Origin of the sequence: Flavobacterium sp. CFS9 (genome assembly GCF_041154745.1) — a bacterium.
Classification (GTDB): Bacteria; Bacteroidota; Bacteroidia; order Flavobacteriales; family Flavobacteriaceae; genus Flavobacterium.
On sequence record NZ_AP031573.1, the window covers coordinates 2,202,611 to 2,221,709 of the forward strand.

Here is a 19,099-nt window from a genome sequence, read left to right on the forward strand (position 1 = left end):
CGTAACAGGAAAACAGAATAAATTTAAGAATAAGATCGTTAAAATATCAATAATCTTAGCTATATTTGAGTACCCTAAATTTGCGATTTCCAAATATTCTGAAAAATATACGAGAATTTGTCTTTGGGGACAATTATAGGTTTCCGGTATTTTCTGAATAGAATTTAATCTTAAAATTTAAATCTGAAAAATATGCGAAATTTTACTTCTTCATCTGTAATTATTGCCGTTAGTTTTTTGCTGTTTTCTTTCGGATCTTCCGCTAAAGAGAGTGATGTAAGCCACAAATTCAAAAAGTTTGATAATGTTTCTGCATCGAATAGGTACCTTTTCAAAATTGCTGTTGATGCGGCAGCAATCAGTCAGTTTTACAAAAAATACCCCAAATTAAAAAAATACCAGAATGACGTTTTGGACCTGTATAAGAAAAAGGAATACAAAATGATTTGGTACGATGAAAAAAGTGTGAGTGAATTTGGTGCGTTGTTGTATCAGAAAGTGCGCTTGCTCAATGAGCAGGGAATTAAGGCCTCAATGCCTTATATGAATCTGGTAGATGATGTTTTTAATGAGAATGTAACAAATGATCTCCCTCAAATTGAGACAGAACTATTGTTGTCTAATATGTATGTTTTTTACGCAAGTAATGTTTATTCGGGAGTTGATCCGGCGACACTAAAAAAAATTGGATGGTTTCTTCCTGCAAAAACTATTTCTTACTCAAAAATACTGGATTCCCTTATGGTTGATCCGGATCGACTGAATAAAGACGAAAATCTTTTGTTTGGACAATACTACAAACTTAAATCGGTATTGAAACGATACAGAAACATCGAGAAAAACAATCAATGGACAAAAATTGATATTGACAGCATCAATTATAAAGACCTAAAGCCTTTTGATAGTGGTGTTGCCATCAGGCAAATTAGGCAGCGATTGTTTGTGGTGGGAGATTTGGCGCAAGATTCCAAAAGAGATGTGTACGATGAAGAGATGATGGCCGGAATTTTAAAGTATAAAAAAAGGTACGGACTTAAACTGAATTATACTTTAACCCGTGATCATATCAATCAGATGAATGAACCTATTGGCAATCGTATTAAAACGATCATGTTAAATATGGAACGCTGCCGATGGATACCGGCTTCATTAGCAAAGGCCAGCGAGTATATAATGGTCAACATTCCATCCTTTAGACTGATTTATGTTAAAGATGGAAAATATGAACTTGTTTCGGATGTTTTTGTAGGAACCCGAATGACCGAGACTGTAATTTTTAGCGGTAATATGGATCGAATTGTATTTAGCCCGTATTGGTATGTTCCGCAGAGTATCATCAAAAATGAGCTGAAACTGAAAATGGCAGAAGATAAAAACTATCTGGCAGATCATAATATGGAATGGAACGGAGGGAATGTAAGACAAAAACCGGGGCCTAAAAATTCTTTGGGATTAGTTAAATTCATGTTTCCAAATCCAAACGATATTTACCTGCACGATACTCCTGCGAAAAGTTTGTTTGATTTTGAAAAGCGTATTTTCAGCCACGGCTGTATTAATGTTAAAGAAGCAAAATCATTGGCTTTGGCTATTTTGAAAGATAATCCGGATTGGCCAGTGGATAAAATAGATAAGGCAATGAGCGGTGAAAAAGAAACGACTTGTATGCTGAAAACCAAAATCCCAATTTATATCGGATACTTTACCGCCTGGGTAAATGATGACGGAGAAATTGGTTTTTATCCTGATGTTTACGACAGAGATAAACAACTGGATAAATTATTGTATTCCGATTCAGTTGTTTCGAAATAAAAAAGAAACCCGTCAGATCAATATGATATGGCGGGTTTTAAAAAAAATGGTCTACAAGTTTATATCAAATTTACTTACATTTTAGTCTAATATTTTCTGATATAATGCCGATGTAATATGAAAATAGTACAATGCAATTGGACTATATTGGATATACAATCGGTATTATTCGTATTTTAAATATTTTAAGATATCAATCTTAGTAACCTGATACGCTTTTGCTAAAACGATGATAAGTGTTAAACCTAACAGAGAAGCTAAGGCGATACTGAATGGAATTACCGAAACTCCAATTCTGAAGGCAAAGTTTTCCAGCCATTTTTGAAGCAAAATGTATGCCGGAATAATTCCAATCACAAATCCCAGTAAACAAAAACCAACGTATTGCTTGGATAATTCTTTTAATAAAGCATCTGTTTCGGCGCCCAATGTTTTTCTTATTGCAATTTCTTTCAGTCTTCGCTCCATTGAAAAAGATGCTAAAGCAAACAATCCGAAAATGGCGATGATAATGACCACAAGGTTTAAAATGAAAAATAAATTCTTCTGTTTGACCTGTTCCTGATAGGTTCTCGCAAAACCTTTATCGACAAATTCGTATTCAAAAGGATAATCCTGATTGATGTTTTTCGTCCAGTATTTGTCTAGTTTTGCTAAGGTTTCGGACAGATTATTCGGGGAAACTTTTACATAAATATTGTCAAAATTATTCCACTTCAGAGTTTTAAGATTGATAAAAACCATTGGAGGAACTTTGTCCTGTAAACCTGTGATATGAAAATCTTTTACAATGCCCACGATTTTAAATTTCATGTTGCCTTTTTCGTTCCCCCAGCCCGATGTTATAACCGTATTGAGTGGTTTCTTAAGCCCTAGTGTTTTAACAAGAGTTTCGTTTACTAACCAATTGTCAATGGTATCCGAAGCAAATTTTGGAGATAAATCCCTTCCCTGAACAACTTTAATTTTCATCATGTTCAGGAAACCAAAATCCATCTCGACATTTCTTGGCTGTACAAAAATACCGTTATGTGTAAGCCCTGAGCTGGAGTTTGTACTGTTTCCGAAAGAACCGGCAAAGGTGGATACATCTACAACGCCGGACATTTTTAAAAGTTCCTGTCTGGTGGTTTGATATTTGGATAATTTCGTTTTGTATTCCTGATAATTAAAAGGAATTTTGATAACCTGATCTCCACTAAAACCAAGGTCTTTGTTCATCATATAACTCACCTGAGAATTCACGATTAAAGCACCTATGATAAAAAAAGCAGCAATACCAAACTGGAAAATAAGCATCGAATTTCGAATCCAAATACCGCTTTTACTTCTGGAGAAGTTTCCTTTTAGTACTTTTAAAGTCTCAAAATTAGAGATGTAAATGGCAGGGAAAATTCCAGCCAAAACGATTACTAATCCGAAAATAAAAATGAGCTGCAGGTAAAATTCACTGCCGTTCATAGTTAAAGATTTTTTCAGGAAAGTATTGTAGTAAGGTAGTGAAAGTTCAACAATTGCCAAAGCAAAAAGAATAGCCAGAACTACTATTATAGCTGTCTCGAAAATAAACTGAAGAACAATTTGCTTTTTAGTTGCTCCGACAATTTTACGAACACCAACTTCCTTAGCACGTTTTATTGCTGAAGCCGTTGCTAAATTGATATAGTTTACCAGTGAAAGAATCAGAATCAAAATAGAAAGACCAACCATAATATAAAGCAGTTGCAGATTTCCTTTTCCTTCAGGATAACTAGGCCCTTGCGAAGCTTTTATACCATGCAGACGTGCATCGCTTAATTTGTCCAGTAATACCGTTATCTCGCCATTTTCTTTAACATATTGTTCCGGAGTCTGTCCGTTGGCTTTAGCATCTTTTAAAGTTCGGTTAACGTAATTTACGTTCTGCATTTTCTTTAAAACAGTAGCAATATCAACACCTTTTTTGACTTTAATCATCAAAGCATAATTAAAGTTACCCCAGCTTTGTTCATCGCCTTCACGGGTAACTCCGCTAAATACATAATTAGGTTCAAATGCCGAAGGCGCTATGATTTTGTAAACTGATTTTACCGTGTAGTTTGTGTAATTATAGGTAATCGATTTACCAATCGGGTCGTCGTTTTTAAAAAGTAACTTTGCTGTTTCTTCAGATATTGCAACACTGTTTTTTTCTTTTAGGATATTGGTTTTAGCCCCTTTTACAATAGGGAGCGGAAACATGTCGAAAAAGCCATTGTCTGAAACGGCAATTTTTTTATGAAAGAATTTTTGCCCCTGATATTTAATCATATCATTGCTATACCAGGAATTGAAAAAACAGATCGATTCGATTTCCGGAATGGTTGCTTTACAGGTTCTCCCAAAGGGAACACTGCTTGAAGCCCAGGTATCTCCGGTTGCTCCGATTTTATTAAAAACCTGATAAGCGTTGTCTTTTTCAGGATTCCATTGATCGTAGGCATTTTCGTTATTCCAATATAGAATAGCGAAAATCACTCCGGCGATTCCAATGCTTAATCCCAGGACATTCAAAAACGAAAACAATTTGTTTTGTTTCAAATGATATATAAAAATCTTAAACCAGTTAAAAATCATGTTTTATTTTTTATAGTTGTTACGGTTGGTTTTGAAATAGTTCTACAGGTTTTATAATCTGTAAGGCGTTATAGGCCTGATAATATTTTGCAAACAAATCCCATCAGGATTATGATTGCACTTACGATGAATTTGATCATTTTATTTTTATTTAGCGTCCATAAAAATATCAACATTTCGTTGGTTGAATTTCTCAGAGAATACCACACCATCTTTCATATGAATCGTTCTTTGCGAAAACGAAGCATCATAATCAGAGTGGGTAACCATTAAAATAGTAGCTCCTTTAGCGTGTAAATCGGTTAAGAGTTCCATTACCTCATTACCATTTTTACTATCTAAATTTCCGGTTGGCTCATCGGCCAGAATAATTTTAGGATCGTTTACCAGAGCTCTTGCAACGGCAACTCTTTGCTGTTGTCCCCCCGAAAGTTGTTGCGGGAAATGTTTAAGACGGTGAGAGATATTCAGTTTCTCGGCAATAGCTTCAATTTTTTGTTTTCTCTCAGCTGCTTTTACATTGTTGTAGATCAAAGGCAATTCGATATTGTCATAAACCGAAAGCTCGTCGATCAGGTTAAAATTCTGGAAAATAAAGCCAATGTTTTCTTTTCGGACATTTGCTCTTCCTTTCTCTTTTAAACCAATCATTTCCTGATCTAATAATTGGTAACTCCCGCCTGAAGCGCTGTCCAGAAGACCTATGATATTAAGTAAAGTCGATTTTCCGCAGCCCGAAGGTCCCATAATGGTTAAAAAATCTCCTTTTTTAATGTCTAAAGAAATCCCGCTTAAAGCTGCTGTTTCTACTTCTTCTGTTCTGAAAACTTTGGTTAGGTTTTGAATGGTTATCATAAGTTTTGAAATTTTAGTGATTGTTAATTCTATTTTTTGATTGATGATTGAAACTATGTTAATTGTAAGATGTGAGATGTGAGATGTAAAATGTAAACTGAAAACCGTTACTGAAAACTGCGTACTGTGACTGTGAACTGTGACTACAAACAGCGACTGAAAACTATTACTGCGAACTAATCGATAACTCTTCAATGTCTTTATAATCGGTATAGGATGAAGTGATGACTGATTCACCTTCTTTTAAACCTTCGAGAACTTCATAATACGAAGGGTTTTCTCTGCCTAGTTTTATGTTTCTTCTTTCCGCTTTATTTCCTTTTATTACAAAAATCCATTTTCCTGCAGCCTCCTGATTGAAACTTCCTTTTGAAACTACAAGTGTTTTGTTTTTTTCGGACAGAATCAATTTCACACCAAAGCTAAGTCCGTCCTGTAAAGTGATATTTTCTTTGGAAATAAAAGCCAGCTCCACTCTAAAATGCCCGTTTTTTACCTCCGGAATTACTTTTGTGACTAAAACTTCCAGATTTTTTCCTTGAAATTCTACCTGACCCTTCAAGCCTTCGCGTACTTTTTCCAAATAAAATTCGTCTACATCAGCGGCTAATTTATAACCTTGTTTAGAATCTATTTTTCCGATACTTTCACCAGCCTGAAACGTTTTTCCTAACACAGGCTGAAAAGAAGTTAATCTGCCTGATTCAGGTGCTGTAATTAAAAAGTTCTTTTTATTGTTTCGTAAAATATCCAGACTTTTCTCCATAGTCTGAATCGAACGGTTGATTTGAGAAATTTGAAGCTGATTGGTTTGTTTTTCTTTTTGAATACTTTGTTGGATCGTTCTTTTGCGCTCGTCCTGAAAACGAAGGCTTTCTTTAAAATTATTCCAGTCATTTCTCGAAATAACATCTTTTTCAAACAATTTGGCGTTCATGTCATACAGTCTTTTGGCATCATTGTAATCGTGTTCAATTAAAACCAGATCTTTAGTTAAGGTCAGCTCCTGATTTCTGATGTTCAGTTTTCCTGTATTCAGATTATTGATTTGCTCGATAATCGCTGTTTCCTGAGTCAGATAATTCAGTTCTGTGTTCGGATTGAACAAACGCGCTAAGGGCTGACCTTTGGTAACCATTGCGCCGTTCTCTACAAAAATCTCTTTTACAGATCCGCCTTCGGTAACATTCACTAGCATTACGTTAAGAGGTTCTACTTTGGCCTGAAAAACAACGAAATCTTCAAAGAAAGCTTTTTCTACTTTTTGAACAGTCAGTTCATCGGCTTTTACATTTAAACTTCTTTTGGTGTTAAACGAGAAAAATACAATTGTTGTTAAAATTAAAAAAACTCCAATTGCTATTGTGAGATATCTAAATTTTCTATTTTTACGAGGAATTATCTTGTCCATTTCTTTAATAATTTACTGATTATCAATAGGTAAATACTGTGCCATAAAAAGTATAATCTGTAAAGTGTTGATTTTAAAGAAGCTTTAAAAACCATTCAAAAAAGAAGTGTTCGGAAATGAACAGTTGACCGTTCAGAATCGGACAAAAAAAGACAGCATGCGAAAGAAACAAGCCCATATTTTAATTGTCGACGATCAGGAAGAAATTCTTTTTTCGGCAAAAATGATTCTCAAAAAACATTTTGAAACCATTTTTACGACCAACAGTCCTAAAAAAATCATTTCCATTTTAAACGAAAATGAAATAAATGTGGTTTTATTGGACATGAATTACCGAATTGGTTTTGAAGATGGGCGCGAAGGAATTCACTGGCTGAAAGAAATTAAAACACTTTCGCCACAAACCATTGTGATATTAATGACTGCTTTTGGTAAAATTGATACCGCAGTTGAAGGAATAAAAATCGGAGCATTTGATTATGTTTTGAAACCCTGGAACAACGAAAAACTGCTTGAAATCATAGATAAGGCCGTAATCGAAAGCCGAAAGAATGGCAAAAAAGAAATAGTCGAAAAACCAACCAAAAGTTATTTTACAGGAACTTCTCCTAAAATTAAGCAGGCCTATAGCATTGCCGAAAGAGTCGCCAGAACAGATGCTAACGTTTTGATCTTAGGTGAAAACGGAACTGGAAAGTATGTTTTTGCGGAGTTTATCCATCTGAATTCAGAGCGTAAAGAGCAGCCTTTTATCCATGTCGATCTGGGTTCGCTGAGTGATAATTTGTTTGAAAGTGAGCTTTTTGGATATGCCAAAGGTGCTTTTACAGATGCTAAAACCGATACTGCGGGAAGGTTTGAAGCGGCTTCGGGCGGTACAATTTTTCTGGATGAGATAGGGAATATTCCATTACATCTGCAATCTAAGCTGTTACATGTTTTACAAACCAAAACCGTAACCCGTTTGGGTGAAAGCAAAGCGAGACCACTGAATGTGAGAATTATTGCGGCTACCAATGCCGATATAAAAGCTGAGGTAAAAAATAAAACTTTTAGGGAAGATTTACTGTACCGAATCAACACCATGGAGATCTATTTGCCTTCTTTGCGTGAGCGAAAAGACGATATTGTCCCAATGGCTAATTTTATTCTGGATAAAATTGCAGAAAAATACAATCAGGAAAATTGGTGTTTTGAGGACAATGTGGGCCCGTATTTAGAAAAATATCCATGGAAAGGAAACATTCGGGAATTGGAGAATAAGATTGAGCGGGCTTTAATTTTGGCCGATAATCATACGATTTCGGTGACCAATCTGGATATTTTAGATTTCGAAGAACTTCAGGAAAACGACGAAAATCCACTGTCTGAAATGGAACGAAACGCCATCGAAAAAACATTGTTTAAGAATAATGGAAATATCAGCAAAACAGCCGAAGAACTTGGGCTTTCAAGGGCAGCTTTGTACAGAAGGATTGAAAAATACGATCTGAAAAATAGCTAAACTTAAAAATAGTTCCGAACAACTTTAAAAGACTTTATCGGATATTAAACTTTTGAATCTGTTGGAATAAAAATTAAAACAATGAAGAACTGGAAATTTTATAACGCTTTGTTTGCAAGGATTCTGTTCCTGATGATTCCCTTTTTCTTTTGTGTCTTTTTGACTTACAAGGAACTGTATTACAATGCAATTCTGGTTGGGTTTATCGTTTTTATATTGTTGTCTGAAATGTACTTTTTTGTTAAAGGACAGACCTTGTTTTACGATAAAATGCTTTTATCGATCCTGCAGAATGATTTTTTGAATAATTTTCCGGAAGAAAGCAAAAAGGAGAATTTCAGGAACTTGTTTTTACTTTATGATAAGTTAAAGGTGCAGCGACAGGAACAGACATCAAAAGAGCGCATCTATCAGTCCATTTTAAATAATATTGATACAGCTACTTTAATTCTCGAGAAAGAAGGCGAGGACTGGAATCTTTTTTTAATGAACAACTGCTTTTCAAACTTATTCAAAGTGCCAAAAGTAAGCCAATGGAAGTATCTTAAAAACTATTTGCCTTCTCTTTGTGAGGAAATCGAAAAGACTGATTTTACAGAATTGAAATCGGCTATTTCTATCAAAATTGAAGATCAGGACTTACAGACTTTTGTGCTTCAGACTTCGCATACGAAAATGTATGACAAAGAGTATTTTATTATTCTGTTGGACAGTATTCAGCGTGTCATTGAGAAAAAAGAAAAGGAAGCCTGGATCAATCTGATGAAGATTATTTCGCATGAGTTAATGAATTCGTTAACACCTATCCGTGCACTCTCGCAAAATTTACTGCAAATAGTGGATCAGGAGGAATTAGAAGAGGATGATTTTGAAGATATTAAAAGCAGTATTTCGACGATTATCAATCGAAGCGATCACTTGCAGGTTTTTGTGGAAAATTATCGAAAACTGGCCATGTTGCCCACTCCGACTAAAAAAATGACTCCTATAAATGTTCTTTTTGAAGACTGTCTTCGGGTAATGAGTCCAATTTTAAAGACGGAAAATATCGAATTGGTAAACGAAATTAATAGTTCAAGATCGATTTTAATTGATAAAAGTCAGATGGAACAGGTAATTATTAATTTGATTACTAACAGTATTTATGCTTTGAAAGAAAAGAGCGAAAAGAAGATGTTCTTGTCATCGTATACTGAAAACAATCGTTTTTTTATTACCATTTCGGATAACGGAAAAGGAATTGATACCGAGATCAGAGATAAAGTTTTTCTGCCGTTTTTCACCACCAGAAAAGACGGTGCCGGAATTGGGCTAACGCTTTCTAAAAATATCATTGAAGCGCACGGAGGCTATTTGAGTTACCAAACCGATGAAGACAAGACCAGCTTTGTAATTTGTCTGATTTGATTAAAACATCAAAAAGCAAAATAGCCTTTAGAGGTGTTATAGGCGACCCTTGCGCTTCCCTTGCGTCCTTTGCTGTTAAATAAAAACTTTAAAGCTCGATTTCAGGCTGCCAGAAGTGTTTTTCAAAATCTATAATCTGATTGTCTACGACTTTAATGCCTTCGCTTTCGAGTAACTGTTGCATTAAATTGGTTCCGTCAAAATGGTGTTTTCCGGTGAGAAGCCCTTTTCTGTTTACCACACGATGCGCGGGAACATCATCCATCTTGTGACAGGCGTTCATGGCCCAGCCTACCATTCGGGCAGAGCGCGCTGTTCCTAAAGCTTTGGCAATTGCGCCATAAGAAGTTACTTTTCCGTACGGAATTTGTCTGGCAATCGCATATACTCTTTCAAAAAAATTATCTTCAGCCATAGATTCGTTTTTGTAACAGATTAAAATGATTAAAGGGATTTTTTGGTTCACTTCATTGGTAAATCTGCATGAAAATTATAGTGTTTTCATCCTGATAAAAGTAATCATTTTGAAATCTTGTAGTTGTAATAAGAAGAAATCTTTTTTAATCCGGGTAATCTGTGGCTATTATTTTATTAGCTGAAATAGTAAGTCAAAATATTAAAAAGCGTGAGTACAGCAATTAATCCGGTGATGCTTCCAATAATGGTATTCATGTTTCGCATCATATAATCTGTTTTTTTCTCAATCCTTCCAAAGAAAGCAATATAACTGTATAAAGCCATAAAAGAACCCAAGACAGAACCTAAAACAAAAGTAAAAATGATATTGTTTTCGAATGCGAAAAGATGGTATGAAGCCAAAGTAACACTTACCACCACATAATACGGAATAGGAAAGAAATTTAGTCCTGAAAGTAACATTCCCAAAAAGAAGCGGCTTTTTTTACTGCTCTTTTTAATCTTCGATTTTTTAGCCTTTGGTTCTTTTGCGATAAACAGAAAGTAAATCGTAAGTATTGCAAAAATAACAAAACCCACTTCACGCAGCAGTGTAACGACATCGGGTCTGCGATCAATTACCCGCGCAAATAAAACGGCCAGAGAGACTTGAAAAAAGATTACCAAAACAGCTCCCGCAACAAACCATAAGGCATTCTTTCTGCCCTCTTTCAAATTTACTTTGGCTGCTGTCATATTGATTAAACCTGGAGGAATAATCCCGATGAAAGCGGCAATGAAACCGGAAAGTAGGGGAGTAAGTAATGTCATTCAGTTGGTTAGCGGGTTTGGTAAGTTGTTTTCAAAATTAAATTAATCTTTAATTTTGAAACGAATATACGTAATTGCCTTGTTAATCTCTAAATATTGTTTTTCATAAAAAGTCTGGAATGCTGTAACTTCTTCAGGGCTTCCTTCATTTTTATATACATTATGATTGGCGTATAAAACCTCGTGGCCTTCACCATGAAGCAATCCCAGCGTATAACCGTGCATGAATTCGCTGTCGGTTTTTAAGTTTACGACACCGTCTTTTTTAAGGATTCTTTTATACAATTTCAAGAACTCCGAATTGGTCATACGGTGTTTGGTTCTCTTGTATTTGATTTGCGGATCCGGAAAAGTAATCCAGATTTCATCCACCTCATTGTCGGCAAAAATATGATTGATCAGTTCGATTTGAGTTCGAACAAATGCAACGTTGTGTAATCCGTTTTCAACAGCGGTTTTGGCACCTCTCCAGAAACGGGCACCTTTAATATCAATTCCGATAAAATTTTTGTTTGGATATTTTTCTGCCAGTCCAACAGAATATTCTCCTTTTCCACATCCTAATTCTAAAACTAATGGATTGTCATTTTTAAAGAAATCAGAATTCCATTTTCCTTTCAAAGGCATTAAATCGCCTACAACTTCTTCTCTGGTTGGTTGAAAAACGTTTTGAAATGTTTCGTTTTCTCTGAATCTTTTTAGTTTATTTTTACTTCCCACTTTTACAAAAATTTTCAGCAAAATTAAGGAATATAAACGAATGAAAATAGTACAATTAGCTTTAAAAGTTTTCCGCTGCGAATTCACGAATTTTCACCAATCAATTTTGCCTTGTGTTTGTGTGCAAATAGAAAAAGAATTAGTGAAAATCGGTGTATTGATGCCAACTCTTTTTTCGCCACGAATTCACAAATTATTGTAAAATTAAAGTTCGTGAATTCGTGGCGAAAGATTTTTTTTAACTGTACTGAACTTCTGTAATTGGTTTTAATTTAGGATCAAGTGTTTCATCGTGTTGAGATAAATCCAGTCCAATATGTTCGTTTTCTTCGGAAACACGCAACGGAATAATGAAGTTGGTTACCTTAAACAAGAAGTACGCTCCGAAGAAAGTAAATACTGAAACTAATACCAGTGCCATCATGTGATGCGCAAATACGTTCCAGCCTCCGTGTAACAAACTTGCCTCTTCGCCATGAGCAAAAATAGCCGTTAGAATCATGCCCATGATTCCACCTACACCATGACAGGCAAAAACATCAAGGGTATCATCGAATTTTTTTGACAATCGACAATTTACAACCGAATTGGAAACCAAAGCCGTAATAAATCCAAAAAACATACTTTCAGGAACCGATACATAACCTGCAGCCGGAGTTATGGCAACCAAGCCTACCACAGCACCGATACAAGCACCAAGAGCCGAAACTTTTCTGCCATTCATTCGGTCAAAGAAAACCCAGGTTAACATCGCAGCCGCCGATGAAGTTGTAGTAGTAGCAAAAGCCATTGCCGCTGTTCCGTTGGCAGCAAGAGCCGAACCGGCATTGAAACCAAACCATCCGAACCATAACATTCCGGTTCCTAGTAAGACAAACGGAATATTGGTTGGAATGTGCTGATTGTTTTTTCTTTTACCTAAAACCAGTACTCCCGCCAAAGCCGCAAATCCTGAACTCATGTGTACAACGGTTCCTCCGGCGAAATCTTTTACGCCAAAATAACTACCTAAAATACCGGTCGGATACCAAACAGAATGGCACAATGGTGCGTAAATAAAAACGGTAAACAGACTGATGAAAAGTAAATACGATATAAAACGAACACGCTCTGCAAAAGAACCGGTAATAATAGCCGGGGCAATAATCGCAAATTTCATCTGAAACAAGGCAAAAAGCATAAACGGAATCGTACTGGCCAATTGTTTATGAGGCAGAACGCCCACATAATCCATAAAAGCAAAAGTGGTGGGGTCGCCAAAAAAACTATAAAAATGACCTCCGAAGTTTAGTCCTACAGGATCGCCAAAAGCCAGACTAAAGGCCACGACAACCCATAAAAGCGTTACAACGCCTAAACAGATAAAACTTTGTAACATGGTCGAAATTACGTTTTTCTTGCCCACCATTCCGCCATAAAAAAAAGACAGTCCGGGAGTCATGATTAAAACGAGACAACAGGAGGTTAACATCCAGGCGACATCGGCAGGAACGATATGATCGGTTGTGCCAAATTCAGATAATACGTAGCTATTTTCGGTTATAGTTGGCCAAAAAGCACCAGTAACGCAAACAATACTGATGATAATAAAGGAAATGATCCAGCGTTTTTCTATTTTCATTTTTCAAATACTTTATGTGTCCCTATTTTTTTAGGGTTAAAGTTATGAAAAAATGAGTATTATGTTTTTTAGGGGTGTAAAAACAGAGGTATTGTTTTTATTTTAATATATTTTGTAAAATACACCCTGTTTTTTTGAGGGTATTTTATTTTGCACTTCTAAAAAAGAGACAAAATTGCCAATTGTATTATCATAAAATTGGCAAAGTGTTCTGTAAAGGACGTAAAAAGTTAGGATTGTAAAAAGAAAGTCCAAAAATGTTTATTTTTTTTGAAGCTTTGCAATCAAAACGTCTTCGATAGGAGCCTTAATTTTGATCGCTGCATTTACTTCCTCATTAGGAACCGTCATCGATAACACATAATGCTGAATTTTCCATTCTTTCCCTATTTTAACCAAAACTCCCGATCCGCGGCAAATCTTCATTTGTGTGTTTAAGAGTTCGTCAAACCAGGCAATTTTTCCGGTTTTGTCGAAAAAGACATGACGTTCTAAAGCTTTGAAATTCCAGGCAGTTCCTTTGTCAAAATAAGGTTTGGCCCAAACTTTAAAATCTTTTTTAATCCAGTTTTCGGTGGCATCCGTTCCGATGAAAATGGCGTCGTCGGCCATTAAATCAAAATAGGCTTCAAATTTTACTTCGCCGGCTGCTTTGTGCCAGGCATCAATCGTTTGGTTGACTTTGTCTTTTTCAGAAGTCTGTGCGTTTGCAAAAAAGGTAACAAATAATAAAAGTAAGATTGGTTTTTTCATAAGTGGTTTGTTTTGGATTTAAAGGTAGCAAATATTTTTTGAAAGGTTCTGAGGTACAAAGGTTCAAAGATGCAGAGGTTCAAGGTGCAGTGCTGTTAAACGTATCGTTTGTCATCCTGAGGAACGAAGGATCACATAAGAAATTCGACAAAGATTGGCAGCAATCTGTGCGGAGTTTCTAGTATGATCTATTCCATCTGTTCGCTGTCGTTCAAGTCTCCTTACTTTCTACAAATCTTTACATTTTTAAAAACCCAAATACCCAAGTAAAACTTAAATTATCGCCCATCGCTTATATGGTATAATAGGATTTAGTATATTTGATAGCTTTAAAATCGATACATCATGAATCCAAAAATACTCATCACCTCATTAGTACTTTCCTCTATCTTTTTAACTTCCTGCAAAAAGGAATTAGAACCTCAGGAAAACACACCAAATTCTGAATTGGTAAAATTGGGATTGGCAAAAGATACGACAAAAGCAGCTCCTGTTGTTCAGGCTCCTACTGCAGCAAATCCAAATACAGTTTTGAGTGCTAATGGTGGAATGAATCCTGCCCACGGACAACCAGGACATCGTTGCGATATTGCTGTTGGGGCGCCATTAAATTCGGCTCCAACACAAGGACAAACCACAACGACACAGCCTGCACAAACCGTTCAGGTAAAATCGGGTCAGCAAAATGTGGTGACCACAACAACTGTTACGCCGACAAAAGTGGCTAAAGGAATGAATCCTGCTCACGGACAACCCGGGCACCGTTGCGATATTCCGGTGGGAGCTCCTTTAAACTCTCCTGCCGCTGCCAAACAGCCTGTTGCCACAAATACAGCACAAAGCGGAACTGCTTCGCAAACCTTTACCGTAACACCTCCGGCGACAGACAATGCTGTTCCGGCTTTGTTAAGTACAGAAACCACAACTGTAGCCGATGGAAAAAATCCTGCCCATGGAAAACCGGGGCATCGCTGCGATATTGCAGTTGGGGCGCCATTACCGAAATCATAAGGAAGTCGAGAATTGTATAAATAATAATTTGGGCGTGCCACCAATATAAAAAGGGGCTGACTATTGCAATCGCTTAGTCGCCCCTTTTTATATTGCTGTCGGGCTTTCGCTGCTACTTCGGTAGCTTAGCTTTATCCCTCACGCGAGACGGTTTTCAGTCTCAGTTTTCGGTCTAATTTTGTCGTCCTGAGCGTAGTCGAAGGGCGACAATGTATAAAAGATTGTTTTATTCAATTTCAAAAATCGCCTGAATTTCTACAGCCGAATTTATCGGTAACGAAGCAGCTCCAATGGTTGCTCTGGCATGTTTTCCTTTTTCTCCAAAAAGCAAAGCCGTTAAATTCGAAGCCGAATTCATAAGGGCTGCATGTTGCGTATATTCCGGAGTGGTATTAAAATATCCTGTTAACTGTACGCATTGTTTTACTTTGTTTAAGTCGCCACCGCAAGCCTCTTTCAAAACCGCAATTACATTTAACATCGTTTGATACGTTGCTTCTTTGGCCTGATCATCGGTAACAGTTGCTCCGACTTTTCCGGGATTTAGAATCTTTCCGTCTTTTAAAGCCACCTGATTAATGTATACTTTATGATTTGAAATCGTAAACGGAACATAATTTCCAACTGGTTTAGGCGCTTCAGGAAGCGTAATGTTATTGTCTTTTAAGGTTTTATTGATATCGTTTTTAGTCTCAATCGAAGTTGTTTTTGCGGCTTTAATTGTTTCAGTATTTTTCAATCCCGAAGCCACTCTTGCCAAAGCTTTTCCTTGTTCTTTGGCTAAATTCAATTCGCTTTGTGATGGACGTGTTCCTACAGATCCTGCCAATGAAGTAGCGCCAAACGGAGTATTTCCCTGAGGAACCGTTTTATCTAAAGTTGCCGTTCCCATAATTCCGGTAGGCACGATTACCATTCCGTGAGACGCAAGAATATTCCAGAACGATAGAATAGCAGCCTCTTTTCCGGCTCCCGATCCTGCCGACATAAACACAGTAGCTGGTTTTCCTTCCAGAGCTCTTGAAGTCCAAAGCGGAATACTCTGGTTGAAGAAGTAATTCATATCGGCACTAATATTTGCAAAGTGAACAGGACTTCCAAATGCGATTCCGTCATAATTGGCCAATTCTTCGATAGTCGCAATGGGTAATTTTTCTACATCAGCATTCAGTTTTTCTTTCGGATTGATCGAAGGAACACGTTTTATGATTGCTTTTGCATTGGGATATTCCTGAATTCCTTCGGCAATAGATTTGGCCATTTTATAAGTTCCGCCGTTTTGAGAATAGATCAAAACCAGCACATTGGTTTCAGGTGCTTTTACTTGTGCATTTGAACCAAAACCTATAAAAAGGACTATTAATACTAGGAGTAGTTGCTTTTTCATGAGGGTAATTTTTAATAATTTATAGTAAATAATCCCAGTTATGCGCTTGTTTCAAAGTTTCATTTTTGGGATTGCAAAATTACTTCTTACAATATCAAAAAGCGTTATTATTATCTTAATTAAGGTTTTTGGATGTAATTTATTTTAGGATCTATCAGGACGAATATATTTATAAAAAAAATCAAGAATAATATATTTAGAGCTCCAACGGAGCAATAAGTTTATAGGAAATTAAAAATGCACATCAACAGAACCCCCATCGGGGTGATTTACCAAATTGTGCTAAAATTATATGTCGCTTCGCTGGAGCTGGATTGTAACAACGCATACTAAAATTAGTCTATAGATATATTGCTCCGTTGGAGCTTTAAATCAAAAAAACAAAGAAATCTGCGGGAAACAAAAAAAAGTAATTATTCTAATCTGTGAAATCTGTGCCAAAAGATTTAACTTCGAGGAAACAAATCGCCTTACTTATGAAAAAAGCAATTGTGTATGGAGCAAGCGGATTAGTGGGCTCTTATATTCTCGAAAATTTGTTGAACAACACTACTTATGAACAAATCGTAATTGTAGTAAGGAAAGAGCTAAACATCCAGCATCCAAAACTAAAAATGCTGATCGGTGATTTTAACACCTTATCCGAAGTAATAAAAGACATTCAGGTTGATGAAGTCTTTATTGCTCTTGGGACCACACGGAAGAAAACACCGGACAAAAAACAATATTATCGAATAGATCATGATTACCCAATTTTGGCAACGAAACTGGCGAAAGAAAACGGAGCAAAAGCTGTTTTTCTGGTTTCGGCACTTGGGGCAAATGCAAAATCGTCGATATTTTATACCCGGTTAAAAGGAGAAACTGAACAAGGTATCATCAGTCTGAATTTAGAGCATACTTATATCTTTCGTCCTTCGATGATTTTAGGAGACCGAAAAGAAAGCCGACCGATGGAAAGAGTATTCATAGGAATATTTAAATTGATCAATCCGTTGTTTGTGGGAGAACTCAGCAAATACAAAGGAATTGAGGCCGAAGACATCGCGAAAGCAATGGTAAAAAGCGCAGAGCAATTCGATGAGAAAGTAAAAATAGTACATTGGGAAGAAATGACAACTTTACTAAAATAAAAAATGGCCTTATCCGGATTAGAGATAAGGCCATTTTTTAATGGTGAGTATATTGATTAATACGCTTTCATTTTTTCGAAAGAGGTCGTAAGAGATTTTTTTACTTTCGCCAAAGCACCGCTAAAAGCTTTTTCCAGTGTCTCGGCATGTTCTGTAGCGGTTGTAGGTTGTAGTTTTGTGGTACGAACTTCGATTACACATTTTTTGTCGTGAAGGCTGAATTTCTCCCCATTTTCGTCTCCAAAATGAACTTCAATGCGGGTAATTTTGTCCTCAAAACGCTTCAAGCCTTTTTCTAATTCACCAGAAAAATAAGCTTCTAATCTTTCATGTCCTTCGATGTTTTTGTCGGTATTGATTTGAATTTTCATAATTGGTTTGTATTTAATGATTGTCTCTCAAAGCTATCTTTTTTAAAACAAAAACACAAGTAGGTTAATAAAACATTAAGAAATTAATTGCAATTTTTTACGCTCCCTTTATCACTCCGAAGAATGAGGAATTACACCCAGCTTCAAGCTGAACGGAGTCAAAGTAAATCACGCCCAGTGTCAGGCTGAGCGGAGTCGAAGCCCCCCAAACGATCGCGAACAGTCAAAGTAAATCACACTTAGTGTCAGGCTGAGCGAAGTCGAAGCCCCTCACACAAAACACACAGAAAGTTAAAAACTAAGAAAACCCTCCATAACTTTTTTGCTTTTCCTATCTTCGCAGTCCTAAACACAAAGATCATGAACTCAGAAAAACTTTTGCCCGCGTGGTACGGTGGCGGTATTGGAAACAACTGCAACGCTCTTTGTGGCGTAGGACACCTAACCCATTCGGGTTTTATATTTCCTAAACACAAAGATTATGAGTACAAACACCTTCAACAAAGAAACCGAATTGAGGTTGGCTGATTTTTTCAGCAATTCGATTGATCCTGCAACGATGGCAAAAACCATTCGCCAGGTAAACTATGCGCTTGCTTTAAGCGTAATGCAGGAACACGAATCCCTCCAATCTGAGAAAACAAACCTCCAAAATGGTTTTTACTGGCTGAATCAATTAGCCGAAATTTTAAATCCGTATCTGGATGTTGAATAAACTTGAAAAGCCACTGTGAAAAGTGGCTTTTTTTATGAGATTTCTTTGTTCCGCTTAGTTTGTCATTTCGAAGAATGAGAAATCACACAATGTTGTCAGACTGAGCGAAGTCGAAGTCCCGTACCAATTGTCAAACTTGTCTTTCTGCAATTGCCTTTTGAATTTCAAGAATACAAGCATCTAAATTCTTTTTGATATCATTACTCCAAAAGCGTAGAATCTTCCAGTTTTGACCTTCTAAATACGCATTGACTTCTATATCACGTTGCATATTTCGTTCGATTTTTTTGATCCAGAATTCAGGATTGGTTTGAGGTTTTTTTCTCGTCTCCCAATCTTTTCCGTGAAAGAATTCTGAATCTACAAAAATGGCAATTTTTAGTTTTTTAAAAGTAAAGTCTGGCTTTCCGAAAACAGTTTTGTTGTTTTTTCTATAACGGTAACCCAGATGCCATAGTGCTTTGGATAAAGCTATTTCTGCTTTAGTTTGTGTGCTTTTGATGGCACGCATGTTTTTGGAACGTTGCTCTGGATTGTGGACATCCATGTAAATTATATTTAAAATTTATGGTCCGGA

17 protein-coding genes are annotated in these 19,099 nt (G+C 36.4%); 6 read left to right on the top strand and 11 right to left on the bottom strand.

The features are described from left to right. Positions 1-192 precede the first annotated feature (192 nt). Complete coding sequence (locus ACAM30_RS09680; protein ID WP_369618302.1) at positions 193-1,812, top strand: murein L,D-transpeptidase; 1,620 nt, start codon at positions 193-195, stop codon at positions 1,810-1,812. 165 nt (positions 1,813-1,977) lie between these two features. Here the strand turns inward: ACAM30_RS09680 and ACAM30_RS09685 are convergent, their stop codons facing one another. From ACAM30_RS09685 to ACAM30_RS09695, 3 genes are all read right to left on the bottom strand, one after another. Next, entirely contained in the window at positions 1,978-4,407 is a 2,430-nt protein-coding gene (locus ACAM30_RS09685; protein ID WP_369618303.1) for an ABC transporter permease, read from the bottom strand. Between the two features lie 147 nt (positions 4,408-4,554). Beyond that, the gene (locus ACAM30_RS09690; protein ID WP_369618304.1) at positions 4,555-5,262 is read right to left on the bottom strand and encodes an ABC transporter ATP-binding protein; all 708 of its coding nucleotides are present in this window, start codon (positions 5,260-5,262) and stop codon (positions 4,555-4,557) included. A gap of 166 nt (positions 5,263-5,428) precedes the next feature. After that, positions 5,429-6,673: an efflux RND transporter periplasmic adaptor subunit gene (locus ACAM30_RS09695; RefSeq protein ID WP_369618305.1), complete on the bottom strand. Its 1,245-nt coding sequence runs from the start codon at positions 6,671-6,673 to the stop codon at positions 5,429-5,431. Positions 6,674-6,830: 157 nt separating this feature from the next. Here ACAM30_RS09695 and ACAM30_RS09700 point away from each other — a divergent pair, with 157 nt between their 5' ends. Next, positions 6,831-8,177, top strand: coding sequence for a sigma-54-dependent transcriptional regulator (locus ACAM30_RS09700; RefSeq protein ID WP_369618306.1), 1,347 nt, complete (start codon positions 6,831-6,833; stop codon positions 8,175-8,177). An 81-nt stretch (positions 8,178-8,258) separates the two neighbouring features. After that, positions 8,259-9,584: a PAS domain-containing sensor histidine kinase gene (locus ACAM30_RS09705; RefSeq protein ID WP_369618307.1), complete on the top strand. Its 1,326-nt coding sequence runs from the start codon at positions 8,259-8,261 to the stop codon at positions 9,582-9,584. Between the two features lie 88 nt (positions 9,585-9,672). On the opposite strand, the gene ACAM30_RS09710 is transcribed toward ACAM30_RS09705, so the two are convergent. The 5 genes from ACAM30_RS09710 to ACAM30_RS09730 form a co-directional block, all read right to left on the bottom strand. Next, positions 9,673-9,999, bottom strand: a complete 327-nt coding sequence (locus ACAM30_RS09710) for an MGMT family protein (protein WP_369618308.1) — start codon at positions 9,997-9,999, stop codon at positions 9,673-9,675. Between the two features lie 176 nt (positions 10,000-10,175). Further along, positions 10,176-10,811: a LysE family transporter gene (locus ACAM30_RS09715; RefSeq protein WP_369618309.1), complete on the bottom strand. Its 636-nt coding sequence runs from the start codon at positions 10,809-10,811 to the stop codon at positions 10,176-10,178. A gap of 42 nt (positions 10,812-10,853) precedes the next feature. Continuing rightward, positions 10,854-11,531, bottom strand: coding sequence for a tRNA (guanosine(46)-N7)-methyltransferase TrmB (gene trmB, locus ACAM30_RS09720; protein ID WP_369618651.1), 678 nt, complete (start codon positions 11,529-11,531; stop codon positions 10,854-10,856). Between the two features lie 238 nt (positions 11,532-11,769). Further along, entirely contained in the window at positions 11,770-13,152 is a 1,383-nt protein-coding gene (locus tag ACAM30_RS09725; protein ID WP_369618310.1) for an ammonium transporter, read from the bottom strand. Positions 13,153-13,413: 261 nt separating this feature from the next. Continuing rightward, positions 13,414-13,905 carry a nuclear transport factor 2 family protein gene (locus ACAM30_RS09730; RefSeq protein ID WP_369618311.1) on the bottom strand — a complete coding sequence of 164 codons (492 nt, stop codon included), beginning with the start codon at positions 13,903-13,905 and terminating at the stop codon, positions 13,414-13,416. A gap of 345 nt (positions 13,906-14,250) precedes the next feature. Here ACAM30_RS09730 and ACAM30_RS09735 point away from each other — a divergent pair, with 345 nt between their 5' ends. Next, on the top strand, positions 14,251-14,916 hold the full coding sequence (locus ACAM30_RS09735) for a hypothetical protein (RefSeq protein WP_369618312.1): 666 nt from the start codon (positions 14,251-14,253) through the stop codon (positions 14,914-14,916). A gap of 226 nt (positions 14,917-15,142) precedes the next feature. Here ACAM30_RS09735 and wrbA read toward each other — a convergent pair whose 3' ends face one another. Then, positions 15,143-16,303 (bottom strand): NAD(P)H:quinone oxidoreductase, encoded by a 1,161-nt coding sequence (gene wrbA / locus ACAM30_RS09740; protein ID WP_369618313.1) that lies wholly within the window; start codon positions 16,301-16,303, stop codon positions 15,143-15,145. Positions 16,304-16,779: 476 nt separating this feature from the next. Between wrbA and ACAM30_RS09745 the strand changes: the two genes are divergently transcribed. After that, positions 16,780-17,436, top strand: a complete 657-nt coding sequence (locus ACAM30_RS09745) for an oxidoreductase (protein ID WP_369618314.1) — start codon at positions 16,780-16,782, stop codon at positions 17,434-17,436. Between the two features lie 56 nt (positions 17,437-17,492). Here ACAM30_RS09745 and ACAM30_RS09750 read toward each other — a convergent pair whose 3' ends face one another. Then, positions 17,493-17,807, bottom strand: coding sequence for an HPF/RaiA family ribosome-associated protein (locus ACAM30_RS09750; protein WP_369618315.1), 315 nt, complete (start codon positions 17,805-17,807; stop codon positions 17,493-17,495). 481 nt (positions 17,808-18,288) lie between these two features. On the opposite strand from ACAM30_RS09750, the gene ACAM30_RS09755 reads away from it, so the two are divergent. Continuing rightward, a complete protein-coding gene (locus tag ACAM30_RS09755; RefSeq protein WP_369618316.1) occupies positions 18,289-18,522 on the top strand; it encodes a hypothetical protein in 234 nt (77 codons plus the stop codon). A gap of 130 nt (positions 18,523-18,652) precedes the next feature. Here ACAM30_RS09755 and ACAM30_RS09760 read toward each other — a convergent pair whose 3' ends face one another. Beyond that, positions 18,653-19,069 (bottom strand): very short patch repair endonuclease, encoded by a 417-nt coding sequence (locus ACAM30_RS09760; RefSeq protein WP_369618317.1) that lies wholly within the window; start codon positions 19,067-19,069, stop codon positions 18,653-18,655. Between the last annotated feature and the right edge of the window lie 30 nt (positions 19,070-19,099).